The organism is Microvirga sp. 2YAF29 (assembly GCF_052114605.1).
Lineage (GTDB): Bacteria > Pseudomonadota > Alphaproteobacteria > Rhizobiales > Beijerinckiaceae > Microvirga.
In genome coordinates this window covers 1-24,061 of record NZ_JBFRFB010000011.1, presented here as the reverse complement: position 1 = coordinate 24,061, position 24,061 = coordinate 1, and the positions used below count along the sequence as shown (strand labels likewise).

Genomic DNA, 24,061 nt, shown 5'->3' with positions numbered 1-24,061 from the left:
TCCGGTTGCCTAACATTCGTTAAGGTTTCAAAAAGCATGAACGACATCCTGGCATCGATGCGCCGCATCCTCGTCCCGATCCACAAGGAGGGGTATCCCTTCATCCTGATCGCGCTGTTTGCGACCGTCGTCCTGGCGTGGCTGTGGTCCCCGCTGGGCTGGATCGGCGCCATCCTGACCGTCTGGGTCTGCTACTTCTTCCGCGATCCGCCGCGCGTGACCCCGGTCCGCGAGGGCCTCGTGATTTCGCCTGCCGACGGACGCGTGAACCTCATCACCACCGCCGTGCCCCCGGCGGAGCTCGACCTGCCGCCAGAGCCGATGACCCGCATCTCGGTGTTCATGAACGTGTTCGACTGCCACGTGAACCGCTCGCCGGTCGCCGGCCGCATTCTCCAGATCCTCTATACGCCGGGCCTGTTCCTCAATGCTGAGCTGGACAAGGCGAGCGAGGACAACGAGCGCAATGCCCTCGTCATCGAGACGGCAGGCACCAAGATCGGTGTCGTGCAGATCGCGGGACTCGTGGCGCGCCGTATCGTGTCCTTCGTGAAGGTGGGCGAGCAGCTGAGCACCGGCGAGCGCTTCGGCCTCATCCGCTTCGGCTCCCGCCTCGACATCTATGTGCCCATGAACGCTCAGCTCCTCGTGGGCCTCGGCCAGACGGCGGTAGCAGGCGAGACGGTGCTGGCTGACCTGACCGCCAACGAGCCGGCCCGGCAGTATCGGGTAGGCTAGGGGTTCTTTTCCGGCCATTCGTGGAACTGTCCACAGCGGTTTGCTCTTCTCATCAGTGGGCAAACCGCCCAGCTCTGCTTGCCCGCCAAGAAGGCTCCCCCTAGATTTGCGCCATGAGTGATCTTTTCCCACCCTTCGCCCCGGACCCGGACGAGTCGCGCAAGCGGATCTTCAAGCCGGTTCCGTTCCGCATGATCGCCCCCAATATCATCACCCTGATCGCCCTGTGCCTGGGGCTCTGGGCGATCCGTCTCGCCTTCGAAGGCCGCTACGAGCATGCAGTGCTGGCGGTGATCGTGGCGGCGATGCTCGACGGGGTGGACGGGCGCATCGCGCGGCTCCTGAAGGGAACCTCGCGCTTCGGCGCGGAGCTCGATTCCCTGGCCGACTTCCTGAATTTCGGCGTGACGCCAGCCCTCATCCTTTACAGCTTCGTCCTGCACGAGCTGCGTTCTGTCGGCTGGATCGGCGCCCTTGTGCTCGCCATCGCGGCGGCGCTGAGGCTCGCCCGCTTCAACGTGATGATCGACGATCCGAACCGCGCGGAGTGGAAGAAGAACTACTTCGTGGGCATGGCGGCCCCCATGGGCGCCATGTGTGCCCTGCTGCCGCTCTACCTGTCCTTCCTGGGCGTCTCGATCCAGGATTCCTCGGTGGCTCCGGTCATCCTGATCTACGTGGTCGGCATCGCGCTCCTGATGGTTTCCACCGTCCCGACCTATTCGGGCAAGACTATGGGCAAATATGTACCGCGCCACTGGGTGCTGCCGATCTTCGTGATCTCGGTGGCGGCGTTCGGCCTGCTGCTCAGCTTCCCCTTCGAGATGCTGGCGCTGGGCACCGTGATCTTCCTGGCGACAATCCCTGTCGGCGTGATGCGCTATCGCAAGCTCGAACGGGCGGATCAGGCGATAGCAGGCGTCCAGCCTCAGCCGCCTTTGGGTGACGAGCCGCCGACCGCTTGATTCACGCAGCCTCCGTGCCATGTTGTGACCGGGCTTAAGCGGCCCAAGAATAAAACCAAGAATAAAATTCGTGCAGGGCCTCAAGGCCCTTGAGCGTGGAGAACAAAGTGGCGTCGTCTTCCGAGGTGTCGAATTCCAGCCCGCGTCCGAAGCTCATTCTGGCTTCCGCATCGCCCCGCAGGCTGGCGCTGCTGCAACAGGCTGGGATCGAGCCCGATGCCCTGCTGCCGGCCGATATGGACGAGACGCCTCTGAAGAACGAGAGTCCGAAGGATCTGGCCAAGCGCCTCTCCCGCGCCAAGGCCGAGGTGGCCCGCAAGACCGCTCGCAACCGGGACGATTTGAAGGATTCCTATATCCTCTCCGCCGACACCGTGGTGGTGGCGGGCGGGCGCATCCTGCCCAAGGCCGAAGTAGTGGACGAGGCTGCCGGCTGCCTGCGGCTCCTTTCCGGGCGCGCTCACCGGGTCTACACCTCGATCTGCCTGGTCACCCCCAAGGATGCGTTCCGCGAGAAGTTCGTGGAAACCCGGGTGCGCTTCAAGCGTCTCTCCCGCGATGAATTCGAGCGCTATCTTGCCTCCGGCGAATGGCGCGGCAAGGCGGGCGGCTACGCAATCCAAGGCCTCGCCGGCACCTTCGTGGTCAAGCTCGTGGGTTCCTACACCAACGTGGTCGGTCTGCCGCTTTACGAGAGTGTGGCCCTGCTCGACGGGGAAGGCTTCCCCGTGCGCTCCAGCTGGCTCGATGCTGCCTGATTCCAGAGAGAAGAGGGCATGATGGATCCCGCCAACGAGAACAATCCCCTGGCATCCTTGGGCAAATGCCCGATCTGCGGCAAGCCGGTGAAGGAGGAGTTCAAGCCCTTCTGCTCCAAGCGCTGCGCCGACGTGGACCTGAATCGCTGGCTTTCCGGCAACTACGCCATCCCGGCCGTCGAGGGCGCCGAGGACAGGGACGAGGGCGATCAGGAAGATCGTTAGCTCATCCGTGGCATATACCACGGCCATCGAAGGGCGGCGTGCTAACAGCCTGAGCCGCTTCCAGGGGACATAAAAGCAAACCCGGAAACTTTCCTCAAATTTTTGTCCCCCAAACCGCTAGACAGGCGGCTCAGGTCTGACTATACACCCCTCCACGACGCGCAAGGCTTCGCCGCGCGTCGGATGCCCAGGTAGCTCAGTTGGTAGAGCATGCGACTGAAAATCGCAGTGTCGGCGGTTCGATTCCGTCCCTGGGCACCATTTTTTCTCCTCACATGTGAAGAATTTGAAGCTTGATGGCTTATCAGTGCCGCTTCGGATTTTGCCAGACGTTTTACCACGCCGGTCAATAGCCGTTCTCCGATTAGGCAGAGGAAAAATTCGTCATATAAGGCCAAGCTTAGTGACGAGTCATTTAGGAACAGCTAGCTAGCTTGTCCGTTGTCCGATACCGTATTGAAAATGAGTCTTGGGAGAGGCAGATGAGTGAAGAACTCCAAATGTTGATTGAAAAGGCCCGCAAGGTTGAGATGAGCCCGAGTGAGGTTCGTGAGCAGCGCCGCAGCTTCGTCTATGGTAATACCCATATTGAGAACGAGCGTATCACCCGCGAGATGGTTGCCGAGATTGATCAGAAGCTGGAAGCTGAGCAGAAGAACTGATGACTGATCGGCATAGCCACGCGCAGATCCCTGAACTCATCACAGATGAAGAAGAGAGAGCTCGTAGAGAGGCAGAGAACGGAATTAGGCAATTCAACATGGCCTTGGAAATCATCCGAGTCCATGTGAAGGATCCTGAGCGCCCGTTCCGTCTCCGTAGTGGCGTTATACTTCAGCTTAATGAAGCGGCTCTTAAAGGAATTCACAGCTTCGCTGGTACATTCCGAAACACACCGGTGGCGATTGGTGGTAGCCGACACAATCCGCCCGAAGCCTTCATGGTTTCAGATGAGGTTCAAGACCTCTGCAGCTATGTGAATGAAAATTGGAATTCTAGAAGCGCAACCCATCTGGGAGCGTATGTGCTTTGGAAGCTGAATTGGATCCATCCCTTTGCAGACGGGAATGGTCGCACCTCTCGGGCTATCTCCTACGTCGTCACCAGCATCAAACTAGATAGCATTCTCCCAGGAACTCCAACTATTCCAGACCAGATCGCAGGCGATAAAGATCCATACTACAACGCTTTGGAGAAGGCGGATGACGCATGGTTGGATGCACGAAAGGTGGATGTGTCTGCTCTTGAGGAGATGCTTGAGCAAATGCTTGCGCGGCAACTGCTCAATGCAACGAGGGAGGCAGCAGGAGAGAGCTGCACAAACAATTAAAATTTTCGGAGCGCTTTCGATCCATTCGTGCTTCGATCTAGGTTTACCTAATTCTCACCTTTTTCATTCTTTCCTGCTATCCTGATCTTTGCCACCTGGCACGCTTGAACGATCTTTCCGCAGCTTTAGCGCATCGTCGTGCTGAGCCAAGTAAGCAAAAAAGTCGGTCACTTGATCATGTCGAAGATCTGGCCTGAGCATTGGGCCACGAGGATCAGCAGCAGGATGCCGATCAGCCAGAGCCAGGAGCCCTTTTTCTTGTCAGTTTGCGGTGCCGCCGCGGTCGGTACCGGACGGGCTTGGAAGAGGGAGGCTGGGGGTATGGGCAGGCGCTCGATCAGCTCCGCCGATTCCGCCGGAATGCTTCCTGCCATCCCGATGAATTTAAAGCGCACGGGAATGCCGCCGACGAAACCGACCTCGGCCGGCTGAATTTCGGATTCATGGCGGACCCACCAATATTCCGTGCGTTCGCTCATCGGGCATCCTCTCATTCTTGACCGGGTACTCTAACGGTATTGGCAGCAGGTTGGACTGGAAATCCAGAGCTGATCCCGTATGCATGGATAAATAAGAATGGCCCCAGCGTATCGTGCGAAAAAGTGGCCACCGGTTTTTCGGCGCAACGATGCGCCAACTTATTGAGGGATGCCATGAATGTGCTCGTAACGGGTGGGGCTGGTTATATCGGCGGCCACATGGTGCTGGCGCTGCTCGATGCGGGGGACAAGCCCGTGGTCTTCGACAATCTCTCTACGGGATTCCGCTGGTCCGTGCCGGATGGCGTGCCGCTCGTGGTGGGCGATGTGGGCGATTACGAACTCGTCCTCCAGACGCTTCAAGCCCACAGGATCGACGCCATCGTGCATTTCGCGGCCAAACTCGTGGTGCCGGAATCGATGCGCGATCCGCTGGGCTATTACCTCAACAATACGGTGAAGAGCCGTTCGCTCCTGGCCGCTGCCGTAGCTGCGGGCATCAAGACCTTCGTCTTTTCCTCGACAGCAGCCGTTTATGGCGATGCATCCGACAAGCCGCTCGCGGAGGATGCACCCCTTGCGCCTCTCTCGCCATATGGCAGCTCGAAGCAGCTCACCGAAGTCATGCTGCGCGACGTGGCGAAGGCCCATGGCATGCGCTTCGTGACATTGCGCTACTTCAACGTGGCCGGTGCCGATCCCGCCATGCGCCATGGGCAGTCCACAGCGAATGCGACCCATCTCATCAAGGTCGCCGTGCAGACGGCGCTCGGCATGCGCCCTCACATGGAGGTCTACGGCGCGGATTACCCCACGCCCGACGGCACCTGTATCCGGGACTACATCCATGTCACCGACCTGATCGCCGCGCATATGCAGGCCCTCGAACATCTTCAAAGCGGCGGCGAGAGCCTGGTGGTGAATTGCGGCTATGGCCACGGCTATTCCGTGTCGGAGGTCATCGATACGGTGCGCAAGGTGTCGGGCCGTCCTCTCCAAGCCCGCCATGCCTCCCGTCGCGAAGGTGATCCCTCGACCATCGTGGCGGATTCGACGCGGATCCGCTCAAAGCTCCAATGGGAGCCCCGATACGACGATCTCGCCACCATCGTCGAGCATACGCTGCGCTGGGAGAGCATGCTGCGGGAGAGAAATCTGAAGCTTTGAGGGATGATTAAGAACCTCTCCGTCAAATACGCGAGGGGCAGGGGTGATTCCCTGCAAGTGCTGACAAGAAAGAGGGGCTGACGCATGGGCATGGGGGCAACCAATGGAATTCTGCTGCTGAACCGGCTTCTGCTGGCGGCCTGCTTCCTGCCTGCCGCGATCATGCGGCTTTCCAACATCTCGGGCTTTGCGGCGGCGTTGACCATGAAGGGCATTCCTTACGGGGATGTTGTGGCAACAATCATCGTGCTCGCCGAGATCTTCGGCCCCCTCGCGCTGATCCTCGGCCTCGCGCCGCGCCTGAGCGCTGTCGCCCTCATCGCCTCGCTGACGATCACCACCGGCGCCCTGCATCGGTTCTGGGATTACGGCGGGCTTACCAGGGCCACCGAGCAGGCCCTGTTCCTCGCCAATCTCGGTGTTCTCGCCGGGCTCTTGTTCTATGCGCTTACCGGTCCCGGCGCCTGGAGCTGGCAGGCCTGGTGGCGCGGCATGGCGGCGCCCGCGAAGCCCGCCAAGAAGAAGCGCCAGTCGAAGCCGCGTGCTCCGAAGCCCAAGCCTGCTCCGGTGCGCGACATGGATGACGAGGACGAATTCAGGGATGCCGCCTGAACGGGTTAGCTCGCTAAACCCGTGAAAGGCTTCGGCTAAGTGCCTGGACACGACTCGCTTTCGCCTGCAAGGTCCTGCCTTCATTAAGCCTCTTATCGAAGCCATAAGGCGCACCGGCCATGCTCTGCCCGGGGCAGGCCCGTGTGTTTCTCAGGTTTGCAGTCGAGCCATGCTCAAATTGTCATTGCGTTGCATCCTCGGTCTTTCCGTCGCTCTTGCCTGCGCCGCTCCCGCCGCAGCTCAGCAGCGGAACACTGACCCCGTGACGCGCTTTCTGGACGGCATCTTCAAGTCCAACCAGGCCCAGCCGACGTCGGAGCCGGCCCCGCAGGCCGCGCCCGAGCCGCAGCCTGCACCGGCAGCGCCGCAGCCACGTACGACAGCCCAGCCGACGCCCAAGCCTGCCGCTGCTCCGAAGCCCCAGACAGTTCAGCAGCCCGCGCCGAAGCCTGTGGCCGCTCCCAAACCGGCAGCTCCGGCAACCCAACAGGCCAAGCCCGCCGCTCCTGCTCCCACTGCTCCCACTCCCGCACGTGCCGTGAGCGAGCCCGCAGCCGCTCCGGCAATCGAGAAGTCCAAGGCTGTCGAGGCGCCGAAGCCCGCTCGCGCAACTCCCGCTCAGGCCGCTCCCGCCGTGACCTCGGTCGCAGCACCCTCCGCCCCGCCGACGCCGACTTCTCCGCCCAACCCGACTTCGCCCGCGGCAGCGCTCGACCGGGTGAACTCCTATTTCAACGCCATCGATCAGCTGTCGGCCTATTTCGTGCAGAAGAACCCCAACGGCCAGCAGGTGGAGGGCACGCTCTCCGTGCGCCGTCCGGGACAGCTACATTTCGCCTATGCGCCGCCGAGCACGCTCGAGATCGTGTCCGACGGCCGCAACGTGGCGATCCGCGACAAGAAGCTCGGCACGAATGACGTCTATCCCGTCGGTCAGACGCCCCTGAAGTTCCTGCTTCAGGAGAATGTGGACCTTGCCCGCGATACCAAGGTGCAGGATGTTCAGGTCGGTCGCGATGGCATGGTGACCGTGCGTTTCGACGATAGCGCGACCTTGGGCGGCACCTCGAAGATAACCTTGCGCTTCGACAGCCGGGCGAATGCCCTGCGCCAATGGATCATCGTGGACAGCCAGGGCTACGAGACCTCAGTCACCCTGTCCGGCCTCAATGTGGTGCAGAAGCGGAACGCCAGCGCCGCCTCCAACTGAGGACTGCGCGAAAAAACCTCTGGCCTGCCTCTGAATTCCGTCTAGAAGTCCGGCATGCCTCCCTGGAGAGGCGGCAACGAACATCCGTGGCAGGTGAGCATGGTGGATCAGGCAGCCCTAAACCGTTACGCCGGTTACGTGCTCGAGGACGCGACGATCCCCGAGCTGCCCAACCATTACCGGGGCAAGGTGCGCGACAATTACGATCTGCCGGATGGACGGCGGATCATCATCGCCTCCGACCGCATCAGCGCCTTCGACCGCAACCTCGCGGCCATTCCGCTTAAAGGTCAGGTGCTGACCCAGACGGCGCGTTTCTGGTTCGAGGCGACCGCCGATATCTGCCCCAACCACATCGTCGAATATCCCGACCCTAATGTGGCTGTGTGCAAGAAGCTGACGATCCTGCCGGTCGAGGTGGTGGTGCGCGACTATCTTGCCGGCACGACCAGCACCTCGATCCTGTCGCTCTACAAGGCAGGGCAACGCGAAATGTACGGCATTACGCTGCCGGACGGCCTGCGCGACAACCAGAAGCTTCCGCACACCATCATCACGCCGACCTCGAAAGCCTTCGACGGCGGCCATGACGAGCCGCTGACATCCGCCGAGATCGTCTCGCAGGGCCTGCTCAGCGCAGAGCAGTGGAAGATTGTCACGGATTATGCGCTCGCGCTCTTCGCCAAGGGCCGCGAGATGGCAGCGGCGAGGGGACTCATTCTCGTCGATACGAAATACGAGTTCGGTATCGATGAGAGCGGCCGCATCATGATCGCCGACGAGATACACACGCCGGACAGCAGCCGCTACTGGTTTGCCGAGAGCTACGGAAAACGCTTCGAGGCGGGCGAGAGGCCCGACAGCTTCGACAAGGATTTCGTGCGCAGCTGGGTCATCGCCCGCTGCGATCCCTACAATGACGATATCCCGCCGATCCCGGCCGATGTGATCCTGGAGACCTCGAAGGTCTATATCGACGCCTATGAGCGCATTACCGGGCAGCCCTTCGCGCTGCCGGATGCGAACGTGCCGGTGCTGGACCGCATTCGCGGAAATCTGGCTCGGTATTTCTAGGCGTTGTGGATCGTGTCCTCAGGCTTGCCGGGTGTCAGCGTAATGCTGACTCGGCGCGCTTGAATCATGCCGGACATCCCAAAGCAGGGCTCAAGAGTGATCTCGAAAATATCGGGCTGCGGCTGGAGTGGCCGAAGCCATCGCATGTTGAATGAGGCGACTTCGGGCGTAATCTTCCTGAAACCCAGCCCGGAGATGACATTCTGATGGCTGAAACCTTCTAGGTCTAACGCGAGTATTTCTTCGATCGTGAAAGTGACAATGACGTCCTTGTCATGGATGAATTGTCCCGGATCGTGAATGTCCCTCGTAACATCCCAAATGTGAACTTTAAGCGTGCTGGCTCCGCTGCGATTGAGATGCAGTGAAATGACCTCGGCATCATGGAAGTTCGGGACATAGCCAAACCATGCCAGCAGCTCGCCGCCGCCCGGCACGGAGGAAAAGCTATCTGGCAATTCCACTTTTGGCATCTGCGTCTCCCTTTGCAAACAATGTAACAGAGGGTCGCCGATTAAAGAAACGCCTTCACCACCTTCGCCACGCCCCTAGCTCGCTCGACAGGCAGCATGTGGGTCTCGCCGTCGAACAGTTTGAGCTGCGTCTGTGGGATCAGGCGGGCGGTTTCTTCCATTGCCTCTACGTCGAAGAACGGATCGCGTGTTCCGCCGATGATCAGCGTGCGGGCCTGGATGCGGCGCAGCCAGCTGGGATCATGCCCGAAATCCTCGCCCGCGACGGCGTGAAGGCCGCGCACGATGATGGCGGGATCGTTCATCGTTTCGTGAAGCTTCATCCGCTCCTGCCGGAGGCGCAGGCGCAGCAGCCAGTTGAGCCAGGGGCGGCGGAAGACTAGGCCGAACTCATCCAGAAAGCCCTCGAAATCGCCACGCCATGCGCAATCGATCTGCCGGTCGATGCTGCGGCGGCCATTGGGCGAGAAACGATGAGCACCTACCAGCACGATCAGGTCCTTCACGAGATCGGGATGATCCGCCGCGAGGCGTGTTGCGACGAACCCGCCGAAGGAAATACCCGTGACGCTGGCAGCGCCGATCTCGTCGCGCAGGATCGTCGCCATGTCGCTTACGATCATGTCGATGCTGTAGCCCGGAGGCGGTGCTGAATCGTAGCCCATGATGTAGATCGGGCGGCCCTTCGGCAGAAGGCGCGCGATGCGTTTCGCGTCCCGCTCCATACGCGCCGGACTGGGCCGCCGCACGAAGGCCTGACCTCCGTTGAGGACGACGATGGGATTGGGGCCTGAGCCGATCTTCGCGAAGGGAAGCCTGCTCAGGAATAGACCTGTCTGGTACGTCATGACGATTGCCGGTCGCTGATGCAGCGGGCCCATGGCGCATGCACATTTCGGGCCTGATTGATGCTGCGTCGGTTTTTGGAAAAGTAACCTGCCGGACAGGATCGCTGCCTGATGTGCGCGATCACACGTCATCCACCGGGATGACATGCAGATACAAGGCAGATTGTGGAGCCGGCGGACGCTGGAAGAGCGGCGGCGGCTGGCGGGCCGTGATTAATGTCCTAGAAGATGAGTGCCGCTTCGTCAATCGGCTCGCGTCGGAAAGGAGGGTGAACCCGTCTCCTGCGCCTTGTACCTTTTCCAAGGCCACCGGCCCTCGATTTCCACTTCGAGCGAGAAGCTCAGGAAAGTCCGGATGATCACGATGCCGCCGAGAATCATCAGGCTTTCAAGGGTAGGCTCGATGGCGACCGTGTTGATGATGTCGGCGGCCACGAGGAATTCCAGCCCTAGCAGGATCGCCCGTCCGATATTGGACCGGTAGAGATTGAACGCGCCCGCGGGAGGTCCGCCTTGCAGCAATTGCCGGACGATGACGACCGATGCTCCAAGAATTCCGAGGACGATGACGGCGATGCCGCCCACCTCGATCATGCGCGTTATCAGCCTCAGCGCCTGCGGAAACCACTCGTCCATGAAACGTCCTTCGCAAAAGCCTTGGACATTGATTCATAGGACTGCGTGGTGAGGGGGCCAGTGGCTCCATGAGGAGAAGGTGGAGACTTTGAGGCTATTTGGTCCGGTGCGGGTTCAAACTCTTCCGCACAGGAAGGAAAGAGCGCATCGCGGCGTCCAAAAGAAAAGGGCCGGCCAAACGGCCAGCCCTTTTGCATTACCTGAGGACGGAAACCCGCATCTCGTCGTCTTCCACATCCCAGAAGGGGCTGCTTCCATTCAGCACCACCACCGGGGAGCCGACGGGCACGCGGCTGTGGAGATCGATGATGTCCTGGTTGAATAGGCGAATGCAGCCGCTCGACACCGATTGGCCGATGGACCACGGCTCAGTGGTGCCGTGGATGCGGTACATGGTGTCCACGCCATTGTCGTAGAGATAGAGGGCGCGGGCGCCCAGCGGGTTCGATAGACCGCCCGGCATGCCGCTGGCCCATTTCGCATTACGCTCCGGCTCGCGGCGGATCATGTTGGCGGTGGGCGTCCAACCGGGCCAGCTCGCCTTACGGCCGATACGGGCGCGGCCGGACCAGGCAAGGCCTTCCTTGCCGACGCCGATGCCGTAGCGCATCGCCCGACCGCCTTCGCGTACGAGGTAGAGGTAGCGGGCGGTGGTATCGACGACGATGGTACCCGGCTCCTCGCGGCCGTAATAGGCCACTTCGCGGCGCAGGAAGCGCGGATCGACCTCGGAGATGTCCGTTGCCGGCAGGGGGTGAGTCTCGTCCGGGCGCGCACCGTACATCGCCATATAGGTCGGATCGATGTAGCGCGTGGCCTGCTGCGGCGCGGTCGACACGCAAGCGGCAAGCGCCACGGGAACAAGCAGGATGGTAAGGCGCAAAACCTTCTGCATCAGGGACAGGCAAGGGACCGAGATCGCGGACATCAGTGGGGAGGCTCACAGTTATTGATTTTTACTTCATCCACCGACACTTGGGCGCCGACGGTACTCTGAAGGAGAGTTGATAAACTCAGCCGTGACGACAAGGTGGATGTCTCGTGTCAAAAATGTGGCAGAGAACGGCTGTGGTTTCGAGGCCACAATCACTTGTTTGTGTTGAACCTATCCGCTCATGCCGAGTAGAACCTTCACACGCGAGTCCAGGGCAAGCGCCCTAAGTCCAGCCGAGGTTTCCGATGCAATCCAGTTCCATTTCCCTGCTGACCATTTGCGGCATTTCCGAGCTGCCGGATCAGCGCGAGCGCGCGGTGACCCACGTTCTCTCCATCCTCGACCCGGATCATCCGGACCCTGAGGCTTTCGGGGTCTATGAGCGCCACCACCGGACGATCCTGCGCTTTCACGACATCATCAACCCGAGGGAGGGCATGCTCCTTCCCCAGCCCGAGCACGTGGAAGCGGTTCTGCGCTTCGGCGACGATGTGAATGAGGAGCGTGACGGGCGAACGGAGGGCCATCTCCTCGTCCATTGCCATATGGGCGTCTCGCGATCGACGGCGGCCATGCTGACCCTGATGGCGCAGGAAAACCCGAATGAGGATGAGGAAAGCCTGTTCGTGCGCCTTGCCGAGATCCGCAATCAGGCTTGGCCCAATTCCCGCATGATCGCTTTCGCAGACGACATGCTGTCGCGCAACGGACGCCTCGTGGATGCGCTGCGGCGGCACTACGGACGCCAGCTTCAGCGCCTGCCGCATTACGGTCAGCTGATGCGCGATCTCGACCGCGCCCGTGAAGTGGAGATGGCTGTCTGAAAATGAGGGCTGTCTTGAAGGAAGCGGGGCGGGCGGCTATCCTTCCACTGTCTAAAAATGCGGACCGGTTTGGTTAGCCCGGTCGTTTCCTGCGGGAAGCTCTGGCTGGCGCTCATGCGCTGAGTCCCGTGACGTTAAGCCCTGGAGCATGGTGCCCCAGGACAGCGTAGGGACTTGCCTGATGAAACATCAAATTTCCGTCGTCACACTGGGCGTGCGCGATCTGGCGCGCTCGCGGCGCTTCTATATCGAAGGCTTCGGCTGGAAGCCTGTCTTCGAGAATGAAGAGATCGTCTTCTACCAGATGAACGGCCTCATGCTCGGCACGTGGCTGCGGCAGGAATTGGAGAAGGACATGCAGCGGGACGATCTTGTCACGCCGGGTGCATTCTCGCTCGCTCATAATGTCGCCTCGCGTGATGACGTGCAGCCGATCATCGAGCAGCTTGCCCGCTTCGGCGGCAGGATCCTGCGATCTGCCGATGCGCCGGTTCATGGCGGATTCCGCGGCTATGTGGCCGATCCCGACGATCATGCGTGGGAGATCGCCTGGAACCCCGCCTGGTCCATCGACGAGCAGGGTCACGTGACCTTCGGACTTTAAGTGCCGTCGCGCCCGCTGCTCTTCGTCGGCGGGCGCTATCATTCTTTGTCAGGTCTTGCCAAGTGTGCCGAACTTCGCATCGGCCTTCGCATGAACGGGCAGGGGATCGTCGCTCGCAAGCTCTTCGATAATGGGGCATTGCGGACGCGCATCGCCATGGCAATTCCTGGCGAGATGCTTGAGCGTCGACGCCATTTCCTGAAGCTCGCGGATCTTGCGCTCCAGCGTGGTCACATGTTCGAGCGCGATGGCCTTCACGTCCTTGCTGGCACGCTCGCGGTCGTGCCACAGCGAAACCAGATCCGCGATCTGCTCGACCGAGAAGCCGAGATCGCGCGCGCGGCGGATGAAGCGTAGGGTATGCACCTCGTGGTCCGAATAGACCCGATAGCCAGCTTCAGTGCGAACGGTCTTCGGGATCAGGCCCGTGGACTCGTAATAGCGGATCATCTTGGCCGAGACGCCCGAGGCTGTCGCTGCTTGTCCGATATTCATGCCACACCTTCAATTGTCTTCAGGTCCGATGCTTTGTCATGTCTGCCCGCGATGGGCGCCTTGAAGCGGCGAAGCCGCAAGGCATTGCCGACGACGAACACACTGGAGAGCGCCATGGCTGCAGCCGCTGCGACGGGCGATAGCAGAGTGCCGTCGAAGGGATAGAGAACGCCCGCAGCAACCGGGATCAGCACCACGTTATAGGCGAAAGCCCAGAACAGGTTCTGTCCGATATTGCGAATGGTCGCCTTCGACAGAGCGATGGCATTCACCACGCCGCGCACATCGCCGGACATGAGCACCACATCCGCGCTCTCGATGGCGATATCCGTGCCCGTGCCGATGGCGATGCCGATATCAGCTTCCGCCAAAGCCGGCGCGTCGTTGATGCCGTCGCCGACGAAGGCGATGGGGCCGTGCGCTTGGCGAAGATTCTTCACCACATCGACCTTGCCCTCGGGCAGAACTTCGGCCACCACCTCGTCGATGCCGATGCGGCGCGCGATGGCCTCCGCAGTCCGGCGATTGTCGCCGGTGATCATGGCGACCTTCAAGCCGAGTGCATGCAGCGCCGCAATGGCTTCCGGCGTCGAGGGCTTGATCGGATCGGCGACCGCGATGATCGCCGCGAGCTGTCCATCGACAGCTGCATAGAGCGGGCTTTTGCCTTCCATGCCGAGGCGTGCTGCGACATCCTGGAAATGCGCCGGCTCAAGACCGAGCTTCTGCATGAAGCGATCTGCGCCCACTTCCACTTTGCGCCCTTCGACCATGGCCGACACGCCGAAGCCGGGCATGGCCTCGAAGCTGTCCGTCGGAGCAAGCGAAAGGCCCTGGCGTTCGGACGCAACAACAATGGCTTGTGCGATGGGGTGTTCCGAGCGAGCCTCGACGGAGGCCACGAGGCGAAGAACCTCGGTATCGGAATTTCCGGACGCAGTGACGAAATCGGTCAGCTCCGGTCGGCCTTGCGTGAGTGTGCCGGTCTTGTCGAGCGCGACGACGCCGACTTCCTTCAGGCTCTGCAAGGCCTCGCCCTGGCGGAAGAGAACGCCGAGTTCAGCGGCGCGGCCCGTGCCGACCATGATCGATGTCGGCGTGGCGAGACCCATGGCGCAGGGGCAGGCGATGATGAGCACCGCGACCGCATTGACGAGGGCGAAGGTCAGCGCAGGCTCAGGGCCGAGGATCAGCCAGATGATGAAGGTAAGGGCGGCGGCCGCCATGACGGCGGGGACGAACCATGCGGTCACCTTGTCCACGAGCGCCTGGATCGGCAGCTTCGAGCCTTGCGCCTGCTCGACCATGCGGACGATCTGCGCGAGCACCGTGTCGGCGCCGATGCGCGTGGCGCGGAAGGTGAAGCCGCCGGTCTTGTTGATCGTGCCGCCGACAACCTCGGAACCTGCCTCTTTCTGTACGGGCACAGGCTCGCCGGTGATCATGGATTCATCGACATATGACGAGCCCTCGATTACCTCGCCATCGACGGGAATTTTCTCGCCGGGGCGCACTTGCACCGCATCGCCGATCAGCACCTGATCGAGGACGATTTCCATGGCCTTACCATCGCGGATCACGCGGGCGGTCTTCGGGCTCAATCCCACGAGACGCTTGATCGCATCCGATGTGCGGCCCTTGGCCTTGGCTTCCAGATAACGCCCGAGCAGGATCAGCGTCACGATCACGGCGGCCGCTTCGTAATAGACATTGTCCATGCCCGCCGGCATGAGGCCGGGCAGGAAAGTCGCGACGAGAGAATAGGCATAGGCTGCGCTGGTGCCGAGCACGACCAGCGAGTTCATGTCGGGCGAAAAGCGCAAGAGGGCAGGCACGCCCTTCGTGAAGAAGCGCAGGCCGGGGCCGAAGAGAACGAGCGTGGTCAGCGCGAATTGCAGATACCAGCTCGTGCTGTGTCCAAGCGAATTCATCACCCAATCATGAATCGCGTCGATGGTGTGCGATCCCATTTCCAGCAAGAAAACCGGCAGGGTCAGAATGGCGGCGATGAGGAACGAGCGCCACAGGCTCAAGGCTTCCGCTTCTCGGGCATCGCGCTCACGATCCGTCTGCTCGGCATCCTGCCTGATCTCGCGGGCCGCATAGCCGGTCGCAGCGACCGCCTCGCGCATCAGCTCCACCATGTCGTGGCCGCCGAGATAACGAACCGATGCACGCTCAGTCGCGAGATTGACATTCGCATCGAGCACGCCGGGCACGCGCTCAAGTGCCTTTTCCACACGCGCCACGCAGGAGGCGCAGGTCATGCCTTCGATCTTCAGGTCGATCCGGCTTTCAGTGGGCTCGTAACCCGCCGCCTTGATTGCCTCCGACACAGCCTTGGGATCCGCCGCACCGGGGGCGAACGACACATGCGCCCGCTCGGTGGCGAGGTTCACATTGGCGGCGGCGACGCCGTTCACGGATCGGATCGCCTTCTCGACCCGCCCCACGCAGGATGCACAGCTCATGCCCTCGATGGGAATGTCCAGGGTTTGCAGGTCGGGTGAAAGCTTGGGCGCTGCCATCGTGAATCTCCTGATTCATCATATGGTGTCCACATGTAATCCTTCCAATGATGGGAAGGTCAAGTGCCTTAAACCAATTGCTCAGAAGGGGAACCGGGGCGATGATGAGCCATTGATCCGACATGTTTGCGCCATAGGTCGCGAATCCAGACTTCACCGATCAGGCTGACGCCTGTCTCATCTCATGTTTGTTCGACCCGGTACCGACCTTGACGCAAAGCGATAAATCAGGACGCACCTTTCGGATCCTCACCTATAACGTCCACCGGTGGCTCGGCACCGACAGGAAAATATCGCCGACCCGGATTGCCGAGGTAATCGCCTCCTGCGAGCCCGATATCGTGGCCTTGCAGGAGGTGCGCGTCGGGCGCTCCCGCCAGGGGGAGAAGGATCAGGCGGCAAGCCTCGCCTACGCCCTGGGCATGGACCTGCATTTCCAGCCCACCATCAAGATCCTGGGCGAGCAATACGGTATCGCCATCCTGAGCCGTCACAGCTCCGGTGTCGTAAAGTCGGGCCGGCTCCCTACCCAATCCACGCGGCCATCCTTCGAAAAGCGCAGCGCGCTCTGGGTCGCCACCGAGATCGACGGCCATAGGATCAATGTGATCAATGCCCACCTGTCTCTCCGATCGGGAGAGCGCCGGGCTCAGGCCTCGGCACTGGTCGGGCCTGACTGGATCGGCCATCCCGATTGCGCGGACCCTGCAATCCTGCTCGGCGATTTCAACGCGCCGCCTTATTCGCGCTCATACCGCATGATCGCCAACCGCATGGTCGATGCGCAGCTTTCGAATTCGCACGGCCAGCCGCAGCCGACCTTCCATACGAGGGCTCCCATCCTTCGCCTGGACCACGTCTTCGTTACCAAGTCGGTGGAGGTGGTCAACGCGGCGCCGGTTCGGAACATGCTCACGCGTATAGCGTCCGACCATTTCCCCCTTCTGGCAGAGCTGCGCGTCCGCAGCCTGTCGCCGGCCTCTGACGCCGGTGAGGCGAGAAGTCCGTTAAGCGTAACGCTTTGAACGGCCGCGACGTCCTGAATTAGACATAATGCTGTAACATAATAATAGCCCTGGCCTTGAAATTATGCAGGGCTTCTGCATTATAACGAGATTACGTTGCGTTACTCTTCGATTCCCGCGGGGGCAGGGAAAAGGGATTTTTGAAATGAAGCTGTATTACAGCCCCGGTGCGAGCTCCCTTGCGCCGCACATCATCGCCTACGAGGCGGGCCTGGAGATTGAGTTCGACCGTGTTGACCTGAACACGCGCACCACTGCGTCCGGGCGGAATTTCAGCAAGATCAACCCGAGGGGCTATGTGCCGGCGCTAGCGCTTCAATGCGGCGAGGTGCTGACCGAGGTCACCGTCGTTCTCGAATATCTCGCCGATCGGGTGCCGGACCAGCGCCTGCTGCCGGAATTGGGCTCCTTGGAGCGCTACCGGGTGCGGGAATGGCTTGGCTTCATCAGTACCGAACTGCATAAAGGCTTCGACCCGCTATGGGACGGCCCGATGCCGGATGCCGCCCGTCAGCTCGCCGTCCAGCACCTTCAACGGCACCTGTCCTATCTCGACACCTGCCTGTCGGGGCGCTCATACCTCATGGGTAAGGATTTCACGGTCGCGGACGCTTACGGCTTCACGGTCCTGAACTGGGCGCGGTTCCACCGGATCGACCTGTCGGAATATGCCGCTATCGAGACATTCATGCGTGCGGTTGCGGAGAGGCCCATGGTTCAAAGGGCCATGCAGGCGGAGGGGCTTGTCAGGCCTTCTTGAGGAGCGACATGACGGCTTCGGCCACGCTTCCGGCGGGAGGCACTTGCCTAACGCCCTTCGGGCAGCTAGGCACCCGTTGCCATGCTCCCGATATCCGTCTTCATCATTGCCAAAAACGAGGCCGACAGGATCGGCGCGACGATCCGCGCCGTTCGCGATCTGACGGACGACGTGATCGTGATCGATTCCGGCTCGACGGACGGCACGCAGGCGGTGGCCGAGGAACTCGGCGCCCGAGTGATCTTCAATGCTTGGCCCGGCTATGGCCTGCAGAAGCGTTTCGGCGAGGAACAGTGCCGCCACGAGTGGCTTCTCAACATCGATGCCGACGAGGAATTGTCGCCGACGCTCCGGGAGGAGATCAAAACCCTCTTCGCCCACGGAGAGCCCTCGTGCCAAGCCTACGGCATCCGCATCGCGGAAACCTATCCAGGGGAGGTCTCACCGCATCCCCTCGCTTATCGGATCGCTCCGGTTCGGCTCTACCGGAAGGATGCGGGCCGCTATTCGACATCCCTGGTCCATGATCGGGTGGAATTGAAGCAGGGCACGAAGGTCCGGAAGCTCAGGGGGCTCGTTCACCACCGGTCGATCCGCTCCCTGGGGGATCAGATCGCGAAGCTCAATTTCTACACGGACCAGCTCGCCCTAGATCTCGAGGTGAGGAGAGTCTCGATCCCCACATGGCGGGTTTATTTCGAGTTTCCGGCAGCCTTCATCAAAGCCTATTTCGGCCGCCTGCACTTTTTGCGTGGCACTTACGGTTTCCTGATCGCCATGAATTACGCCACCTGGCGCCACCTGCGCCTGGCGAAGCACTACGAGAAGAAGCGCCTGAACGCTTTGGCAAAAGAAGCCAGGGGCGAAAGGGCCTGATTGCCCCGAGCCACCTTAAAGAGCGGCGATCACCTGGATTTCGAGCGCGTAATCCGGGTTGGCCAGCTTCGATTCTACGCAGGCGCGTGCCGGGGTTTCACCTTTGACGACCCAGGCATCCCAGACCGCGTTCATCTCGTCATAGAAGTTCATATCCCTCAGCCAGATCGTGGCCTGGAGAAGCCGGGACTTGTCGCTGCCGATCTCGGTCAGCGACTGCTCGATCTGGCCGAGGATGTCGCGGGTCTGCTCCGTGACGGATTGCCCGATGCTGGTCTCGGGTACATAGCCGGAGAAATAGGCCGTGTTCCCATGAATCACGAGATCGCTATAGCGGGCGGCCACGCCGACCCGGTTGATGTTCGTCACTGACAATCTCCTCGATTCCCTCGATCCGCCGGTCCGTTACCACGGGGCAGGGGCCGTCGCGAAGCCACATGTTCGTTCCTGCCGAGAAGCCCGATTTTGACCTTGACGAACAGCACCCATTCGCGTCTATTGCGCCACCTGCGCGAAGCGGTGGCTACCAGCCATTATCTTCGCGTTGCGGAGACGTGGCCGAGAGGCTGAAGGCACTCGTTTGCTAAATGAGCATACCCCAAAAGGGTATCGAGGGTTCGAATCCCTCCGTCTCCGCCATTTTACCTTCCTCGGCCCCCACCTCGCTTATCCGACCTGTCGTTGTCCCTGCTTGCCGGGGCGCGGTTTCTTGGTCTGATCGCCATGTCCTGTTGAGAAATCCGGCTCGACTTCGAGCCAGGACCATTGTCACTTGACTCCGCAACCTAAGGCTACGTTATAGCGATATTACAACTATAATTTGCGCGATGGTTCGGTCCGTCGCCACGTGCCGACGGGAAAGACAATGACGGGCAAGGGTTTTAAGGCCAAGGGTCTCAACGCCAAGAGTCTTGAGACTGGACGAGGCTCCCTGCTCATTGTGCTGGCGGCATCCGTCATGGCGAGCGTACTCCTTCTACCCACGAGCCTCCCGGCCCAGGAAGCTCCTGACAGTCTCGAAGCCTTGCTCGCCGCCCCCCAGCTCTCCGCCGACAGCCCCGAATCGGCAGCTGAGGGCGGCGTTTCGCAAGCCGACTGGGACAAGGCGCAAGGCCCCGATCCGGCCAGCGAAGCCGGCGCCGAGCCCAAACCCGGCTCAGCAGTCAAGCCGTTCCTCACCGATCCGACCGATCCCAAGGCCGCTGCCCTCGACACCCTGGCTGACGGCGATGCCGGATCGACCGATGCCAAGGGCGAGGTCGATCCGCGCGCCTCCGCCACTCCGGATGCGCCGTTCAACGGCAGCTACACTTACTCCGTGCCGATTGCGGTGCCGGGTTATCGCGGTCTCGAGCCCAAGCTGCGGCTGGTCTATGATTCCAACCGCGGTTTGAGTGCAGGCCGGGCGCTCGCAGGCTGGGTCGGCACAGGCTGGTCTCTGGAAGGCTTTTCCAGTCTCGTGCGCGTCTCGGCGCGGCGCGGGGCGCCTCTGTATCAGGACACCGACCGCTGGCTGCTCGACGGTGAGGAGCTGGAGCCGTGCAAGAGCGGCATGGGCGGCGCGAGCTGCAAGACCGGCGGCACGCACACGACGCGCGTCGAGAGCTACCGCAAGATCATATATACGAAGAACACCTGGACGGTGACGGCGCGCGACGGCACGGTCTACACCTACAAGTCCTCCGGTTCGCAAGGTGTCGACACCAAGCCCTCGCCGACGAACGACCTGCTGCTCAACCACTATCATTATGTGCTCACCTCGGCCAAGGACACGCACGGCAACGAGGTGAAGTACGAGTACGACTGCAAGACCGCGGCGGTCTGTTACCCGAGCAAGATCAGCTACAACCAGACCACGATTATCCTCTACCGCGAAGACAAGAAGAATGTGAGCGTGATGACGGTGGCGACGGGGGCGTCGCTGGAGAAGGTCGGTCAGCGGCTCGACCGCATCCGAGTGAAGACGGGATCGGGCGAGGTGCGGGCGTACGAGCTGTCGTACGACAACGGCCCTACTACCGCTTCCTCGCGTCTCACGTCGGTAAAGGGATACGGCAGTGACGTGAAGTACGATGCGTCGAATAAGATCAAGGGCGGCAGCGCGTTGCCGGCGATCAAGTTCACCTATTCCAGCTATGCCCCGCGCTTCGACAAGAAGGACGTCACTAACAAGGTCATCAGCTTCCTGCGAAGCACCACGCGGGTGATCGACATTGATGGCGATTCACGCGCGGACGTGGTGACTTTGGCGCCGTGCATCCCGGAGAGCAAATGCCCGATCGAGGTGTCTCTTGGGTCCAATAACGGCCTGACTGCTGGTGTCAACTACGAAGGTTCGCGGGGCGAGGTGCCCGAGGGGACTGTGGAGCAATATTGGCTCTCCGGCGACTTCGACGGCTCCGGGTTGCAGCAACTGCTTCATCTTCGGATCAAGCGAGAGGTCATCCCCCTCGGCGACGATAAGGAGGAGGAGAAGTTCTATTGGAACGCCGATATCCTCCGGTTCAACAGCGGTACCAAGAAGTACTCGAAGGAGGGATGGGGGCCGGTATCATCCGGGCCTTTTATCCCACTTCTAACAAAGGAGGAGGTCGATCAGGGGAGCGTTCCCATCGTGGCCGACTTCAACGGCGACGGTAAGACCGATCTGCTCATCAGCGGCAAGTTCTATCTCTCCAAGGACAAGAACAAACCTGTCCGTGAAGTGGTGACATTGCCTTCCTGCGGCTCCATCACCACCAAATTGGTGGCGGCCAAGGCAGGCGACTACAACGGCGACGGACGGGCGGACCTCGCCTGCGACCATCTCGTCGGCGTCGGGGGGAGAGGCATCGGCGTTCTGCTGTCGAGTCCTACCAGCGACGGCAAGATCGCGTTCACGGCGGGCGAGTTCACGGCGCTGCCTCAGGAGGCCGAAGGATACGACAACGAAGGGCGCACCCGGCGCGAGCTGCTGGCCGGCGACATCAACGGCGATGGGCGCACCGATCTGGTGCTGCTTGCAAGAACTTCTGGCGGCGGCGCCCTTGTCTATGCCCTGCGCTCCACCGGCAAAGGGTTTGTTCCCGATGCCTCGGGCGAAATGCCCTATAGCTGGGACGATGCCGCCATCGGCGACTTCGACGGCGACGGGCGTTCGGATGTCTATCTTCCTTTGAACAGTGGCGGCACGTTGCTCCTGTCCCAGTCCTCGGACTTCAAGAAGGTGACGGTCGGCATCCCCGGCGGAGCGCAGTACTCAGCCGATCTCAATGGCGATGGCCGTGCCGACCTCTTCTTTGTCGGCAAGAGCACCACGACGACCTGGCTGTCGCTGGACGGCACGCAGGACCTGATGAATTCGGTCCAGAACGTGTGGGGCGGCACGACGAAGATTGAATACAAACCGTCCTCACGCTACACGCTCGCCGCCAGCGCGTCCGACCGTCTGCCCTTCATCATGCAGACGGTGAGCAAGGTGACGCAGAACGACGGCCGCGGCACCGCCAGCGCCACCGAGTTCAGCTATTCGAATGGCAAGTGGCATCCCGGCGAGCGGCGCTTCCTGGGCTTTGCATCCGTGATCATGAGCTTGCCGTGCACGCCCGGAGAGACGACCTGCCCGAAGGTGGCATACACCTTCCGTCAGGATCTCGCCTCGGCCGGCAAGGTCGTGAAGAAGGAAGTCAAGGTCGGCACCAAAGTGCTGCGCACCGTCGAGGAGACATGGGACGTCGAGATCAAGAAGGTTCCCTACACGGCCGAGAACATCAAGACGACCACGACCGACCATCTCAGTGGCGGCAATCGCCGCCGCTCGGTCTCGCGAGCCTTCGACCGCTACGGCAACGTGACAGGGCTGACCGACAACGGCCGCGATGATTTAGGCGGCGACGAACGCACCGTGAAGCGCACGTTCGATATCGATGCCGGCAAGTTCATGGTCAACAATCCCGCATCGGAGAAGGTCTACGGCCCCGGCTCTGTTCTGCTCGCCAGCAGCCTGTTCGACTATGACGACGTGGGCAATCTCACGCGCCTGCGCCGCTGGCTCGACAAGGACGACTCCCATGTCAGCCGCAAGTTCGAGTACGACGGCAAGGGCAACCGCACCAAGGTCACGGACGAACTCAACCGTTCGACACTGACCGAATACGAGGAAACATTCAATCTCTTCCCGGTGAAGGTGACGAACCCGAAGGGCCAGGTCACCACCGCCACCTATGACAGGACGTGCGGCAAGCCGCTGAGCACGGTCAACCTCAACGGGCTCACCACCACATACGACTACGACGATTTCTGCCGTCCGTTGAACACCACGTCGCCAATGGGCGCCTACACGCGCTATGAATATCACTCTCTCGGGCGCATCGGCACACAGGGCGTGACCGTCTTCACCCCCGGTCCCGCGGACGGCGCCGCGAAGCCCCCCGAACTCGAATCCCGCCAGTATTGGGACGGCCTCGGGCGCACCTATCAAACGCGCACGAAGGACGTGAGCAGGGACGTTCTGACCCTGACCGCGTACAACAAGCGCGGTCTGGTAGAGCGGGCTTCGCGCCCCTTCTTCGAGGGCGATCCGGTCTATTGGACCACGAACACCTATGACGGCCTTGACCGGCGCATCAAGCAGGTGCTGCCGGACGGCAGGGCCATCGTCACCGCTTATACGGCAAGTGGAGATTACGGTGGCTTCGATGCGGTGAAGACCACCGATCCGCTCTTACGCACCAGCACCTTGCATCGCGATGCGCAAGGGCGGACGATCCGCCAGGAGCGCCTGTCCGACACGGCGCAGGCGGTCAGCTCCACGATGACCTGGGACACGTTGGGCCGCCTCACGCAGCTCAAGGACGGCGGCGGCCACGCAGCGCTTCAACTTCGACAGGGACGGCCGCAAGGTCCAGGACATCTGGGTCGTCGATGGCCCGAGCTATACGGTCGAGACCTTCTACGACCTCGGCGGGCGCGTGCTGAGACGCCTCTATCCCGGCAAGGACGAGGTCGGCACGTCCGACAAGCCCTGGGGCTACGACCGCGCGGGGCGCCTGACCTTCATCAACGAGATGATCAAGTCGATCACCTATGACGCCGCCGGCCAACCGCTGGTGACGGAATATGCCTCGGGGGTGAAGACCACGCGCGGCTACGATCCGGCGCGCGGCTGGCTCACCGGCATCCAGACGGTGGTGAATGGCGAGGCGAAGCTGTCGCTGGCCTATACCCGCGATGCGGCGGGCCGCATCACGCAGGTGACCGACACGCCGAGCCTGCTGCTGGCGCGTCTGTCGGGCCCGTATGCCAACCTCGCGGCGCTCACGCCCGGCTGGCAGCGCCGTCTGGCGCGAAACCCTGAGGCCACGAGCGTCACCGGCGGGGAAGGGTGGAGCTACACCTATACCGGCCTCGACGAGCTCGCCACCGCGACACCGCTCGGCACGACGGGCAAGGCGCAGAGCTTCGCTTACGACAAAGCGGGCAACATGACCGCCAACACCGGCATGGTTTATGCCTATCCCGG

25 protein-coding genes and 2 tRNA genes are annotated in these 24,061 nt (G+C 61.5%); 19 read left to right on the top strand and 8 right to left on the bottom strand.

What is annotated here, in order from left to right; translation table 11 throughout:
* Window positions 1-36: 36 nt before the first annotated feature.
* From AB4Y85_RS14725 to AB4Y85_RS14695, 7 genes are all read left to right on the top strand, one after another.
* Complete coding sequence (locus AB4Y85_RS14725) at window positions 37-738, top strand: phosphatidylserine decarboxylase (RefSeq protein WP_441985659.1); 702 nt, start codon at window positions 37-39, stop codon at window positions 736-738.
* A 113-nt stretch (window positions 739-851) separates the two neighbouring features.
* The gene (locus AB4Y85_RS14720; RefSeq protein WP_441985658.1) at window positions 852-1,703 is read left to right on the top strand and encodes a CDP-alcohol phosphatidyltransferase family protein; all 852 of its coding nucleotides are present in this window, start codon (window positions 852-854) and stop codon (window positions 1,701-1,703) included.
* Window positions 1,704-1,810: 107 nt separating this feature from the next.
* Window positions 1,811-2,461: a Maf-like protein gene (locus AB4Y85_RS14715; protein WP_441985657.1), complete on the top strand. Its 651-nt coding sequence runs from the start codon at window positions 1,811-1,813 to the stop codon at window positions 2,459-2,461.
* A 21-nt stretch (window positions 2,462-2,482) separates the two neighbouring features.
* On the top strand, window positions 2,483-2,686 hold the full coding sequence (yacG, locus tag AB4Y85_RS14710; RefSeq protein ID WP_441985783.1) for a DNA gyrase inhibitor YacG: 204 nt from the start codon (window positions 2,483-2,485) through the stop codon (window positions 2,684-2,686).
* Window positions 2,687-2,871: 185 nt separating this feature from the next.
* A tRNA-Phe gene (locus AB4Y85_RS14705) sits at window positions 2,872-2,947 on the top strand.
* A gap of 221 nt (window positions 2,948-3,168) precedes the next feature.
* A complete protein-coding gene (locus AB4Y85_RS14700) occupies window positions 3,169-3,348 on the top strand; it encodes a hypothetical protein (protein WP_441985656.1) in 180 nt (59 codons plus the stop codon).
* A complete protein-coding gene (locus tag AB4Y85_RS14695; protein ID WP_441985655.1) occupies window positions 3,348-4,016 on the top strand; it encodes a Fic family protein in 669 nt (222 codons plus the stop codon). The genes AB4Y85_RS14700 and AB4Y85_RS14695 overlap by 1 nt, the downstream gene beginning before the upstream one ends.
* Before the next feature lie 167 nt (window positions 4,017-4,183).
* Here AB4Y85_RS14695 and AB4Y85_RS14690 read toward each other — a convergent pair whose 3' ends face one another.
* The gene (locus AB4Y85_RS14690; protein WP_441985654.1) at window positions 4,184-4,495 is read right to left on the bottom strand and encodes a hypothetical protein; all 312 of its coding nucleotides are present in this window, start codon (window positions 4,493-4,495) and stop codon (window positions 4,184-4,186) included.
* Between the two features lie 174 nt (window positions 4,496-4,669).
* On the opposite strand from AB4Y85_RS14690, the gene galE reads away from it, so the two are divergent.
* The 4 genes from galE to AB4Y85_RS14670 all read left to right on the top strand — a co-directional run bounded on the left by galE (window position 4,670) and on the right by AB4Y85_RS14670 (window position 8,558).
* Window positions 4,670-5,662: a UDP-glucose 4-epimerase GalE gene (gene galE / locus AB4Y85_RS14685; protein WP_441985653.1), complete on the top strand. Its 993-nt coding sequence runs from the start codon at window positions 4,670-4,672 to the stop codon at window positions 5,660-5,662.
* A gap of 84 nt (window positions 5,663-5,746) precedes the next feature.
* Window positions 5,747-6,274, top strand: coding sequence for a DoxX family protein (locus AB4Y85_RS14680; RefSeq protein WP_441985652.1), 528 nt, complete (start codon window positions 5,747-5,749; stop codon window positions 6,272-6,274).
* 169 nt (window positions 6,275-6,443) lie between these two features.
* Window positions 6,444-7,484 carry a LolA family protein gene (locus AB4Y85_RS14675; protein WP_441985651.1) on the top strand — a complete coding sequence of 347 codons (1,041 nt, stop codon included), beginning with the start codon at window positions 6,444-6,446 and terminating at the stop codon, window positions 7,482-7,484.
* Between the two features lie 99 nt (window positions 7,485-7,583).
* Window positions 7,584-8,558, top strand: a complete 975-nt coding sequence (locus AB4Y85_RS14670; protein ID WP_441985782.1) for a phosphoribosylaminoimidazolesuccinocarboxamide synthase — start codon at window positions 7,584-7,586, stop codon at window positions 8,556-8,558.
* On the opposite strand, the gene AB4Y85_RS14665 is transcribed toward AB4Y85_RS14670, so the two are convergent.
* From AB4Y85_RS14665 to AB4Y85_RS14650, 4 genes are all read right to left on the bottom strand, one after another.
* Window positions 8,555-9,031 carry an Imm50 family immunity protein gene (locus AB4Y85_RS14665; protein ID WP_441985650.1) on the bottom strand — a complete coding sequence of 159 codons (477 nt, stop codon included), beginning with the start codon at window positions 9,029-9,031 and terminating at the stop codon, window positions 8,555-8,557. The genes AB4Y85_RS14670 and AB4Y85_RS14665 overlap by 4 nt on opposite strands.
* A gap of 41 nt (window positions 9,032-9,072) precedes the next feature.
* Window positions 9,073-9,879, bottom strand: a complete 807-nt coding sequence (locus AB4Y85_RS14660) for an alpha/beta fold hydrolase (RefSeq protein WP_441985649.1) — start codon at window positions 9,877-9,879, stop codon at window positions 9,073-9,075.
* A gap of 243 nt (window positions 9,880-10,122) precedes the next feature.
* Window positions 10,123-10,515 carry a DUF1622 domain-containing protein gene (locus AB4Y85_RS14655; RefSeq protein ID WP_441985648.1) on the bottom strand — a complete coding sequence of 131 codons (393 nt, stop codon included), beginning with the start codon at window positions 10,513-10,515 and terminating at the stop codon, window positions 10,123-10,125.
* 196 nt (window positions 10,516-10,711) lie between these two features.
* A complete protein-coding gene (locus AB4Y85_RS14650; RefSeq protein WP_441985647.1) occupies window positions 10,712-11,443 on the bottom strand; it encodes a L,D-transpeptidase in 732 nt (243 codons plus the stop codon).
* Window positions 11,444-11,694: 251 nt separating this feature from the next.
* On the opposite strand from AB4Y85_RS14650, the gene AB4Y85_RS14645 reads away from it, so the two are divergent.
* Together AB4Y85_RS14645 and AB4Y85_RS14640 are read left to right on the top strand one after the other, a co-directional pair.
* Entirely contained in the window at window positions 11,695-12,273 is a 579-nt protein-coding gene (locus tag AB4Y85_RS14645; protein ID WP_441985646.1) for a tyrosine phosphatase family protein, read from the top strand.
* 181 nt (window positions 12,274-12,454) lie between these two features.
* Entirely contained in the window at window positions 12,455-12,877 is a 423-nt protein-coding gene (locus AB4Y85_RS14640) for a VOC family protein (protein WP_441985645.1), read from the top strand.
* Between the two features lie 48 nt (window positions 12,878-12,925).
* Here the strand turns inward: AB4Y85_RS14640 and cueR are convergent, their stop codons facing one another.
* Together cueR and AB4Y85_RS14630 are read right to left on the bottom strand one after the other, a co-directional pair.
* Complete coding sequence (gene cueR / locus AB4Y85_RS14635; RefSeq protein WP_441985644.1) at window positions 12,926-13,372, bottom strand: Cu(I)-responsive transcriptional regulator; 447 nt, start codon at window positions 13,370-13,372, stop codon at window positions 12,926-12,928.
* Window positions 13,369-15,900: a heavy metal translocating P-type ATPase gene (locus AB4Y85_RS14630; RefSeq protein WP_441985643.1), complete on the bottom strand. Its 2,532-nt coding sequence runs from the start codon at window positions 15,898-15,900 to the stop codon at window positions 13,369-13,371. Before AB4Y85_RS14630 ends, cueR begins: the two co-directional genes overlap by 4 nt.
* Before the next feature lie 209 nt (window positions 15,901-16,109).
* Between AB4Y85_RS14630 and AB4Y85_RS14625 the strand changes: the two genes are divergently transcribed.
* The 3 genes from AB4Y85_RS14625 to AB4Y85_RS14615 all read left to right on the top strand — a co-directional run bounded on the left by AB4Y85_RS14625 (window position 16,110) and on the right by AB4Y85_RS14615 (window position 18,561).
* Window positions 16,110-16,925 (top strand): endonuclease/exonuclease/phosphatase family protein, encoded by an 816-nt coding sequence (locus AB4Y85_RS14625; RefSeq protein ID WP_441985642.1) that lies wholly within the window; start codon window positions 16,110-16,112, stop codon window positions 16,923-16,925.
* Between the two features lie 145 nt (window positions 16,926-17,070).
* The gene (gene gstA / locus AB4Y85_RS14620) at window positions 17,071-17,685 is read left to right on the top strand and encodes a glutathione transferase GstA (RefSeq protein ID WP_441985641.1); all 615 of its coding nucleotides are present in this window, start codon (window positions 17,071-17,073) and stop codon (window positions 17,683-17,685) included.
* An 81-nt stretch (window positions 17,686-17,766) separates the two neighbouring features.
* Window positions 17,767-18,561, top strand: coding sequence for a glycosyltransferase family 2 protein (locus tag AB4Y85_RS14615; RefSeq protein WP_441985640.1), 795 nt, complete (start codon window positions 17,767-17,769; stop codon window positions 18,559-18,561).
* Between the two features lie 15 nt (window positions 18,562-18,576).
* Here the strand turns inward: AB4Y85_RS14615 and AB4Y85_RS14610 are convergent, their stop codons facing one another.
* The gene (locus AB4Y85_RS14610; protein WP_441985639.1) at window positions 18,577-18,930 is read right to left on the bottom strand and encodes a RidA family protein; all 354 of its coding nucleotides are present in this window, start codon (window positions 18,928-18,930) and stop codon (window positions 18,577-18,579) included.
* Window positions 18,931-19,109: 179 nt separating this feature from the next.
* Between AB4Y85_RS14610 and AB4Y85_RS14605 the strand changes: the two genes are divergently transcribed.
* The 3 genes from AB4Y85_RS14605 to AB4Y85_RS14595 form a co-directional block, all read left to right on the top strand.
* Window positions 19,110-19,200, top strand: a tRNA-Ser gene (locus tag AB4Y85_RS14605).
* Window positions 19,201-19,426: 226 nt separating this feature from the next.
* Window positions 19,427-23,629 (top strand): FG-GAP-like repeat-containing protein, encoded by a 4,203-nt coding sequence (locus tag AB4Y85_RS14600; RefSeq protein ID WP_441985638.1) that lies wholly within the window; start codon window positions 19,427-19,429, stop codon window positions 23,627-23,629.
* Window positions 23,511-24,061, top strand: a 551-nt coding sequence (locus AB4Y85_RS14595; RefSeq protein ID WP_441985637.1) for a hypothetical protein, incomplete at its 3' end; no start/stop codon positions are given. The genes AB4Y85_RS14600 and AB4Y85_RS14595, both read left to right, overlap by 119 nt.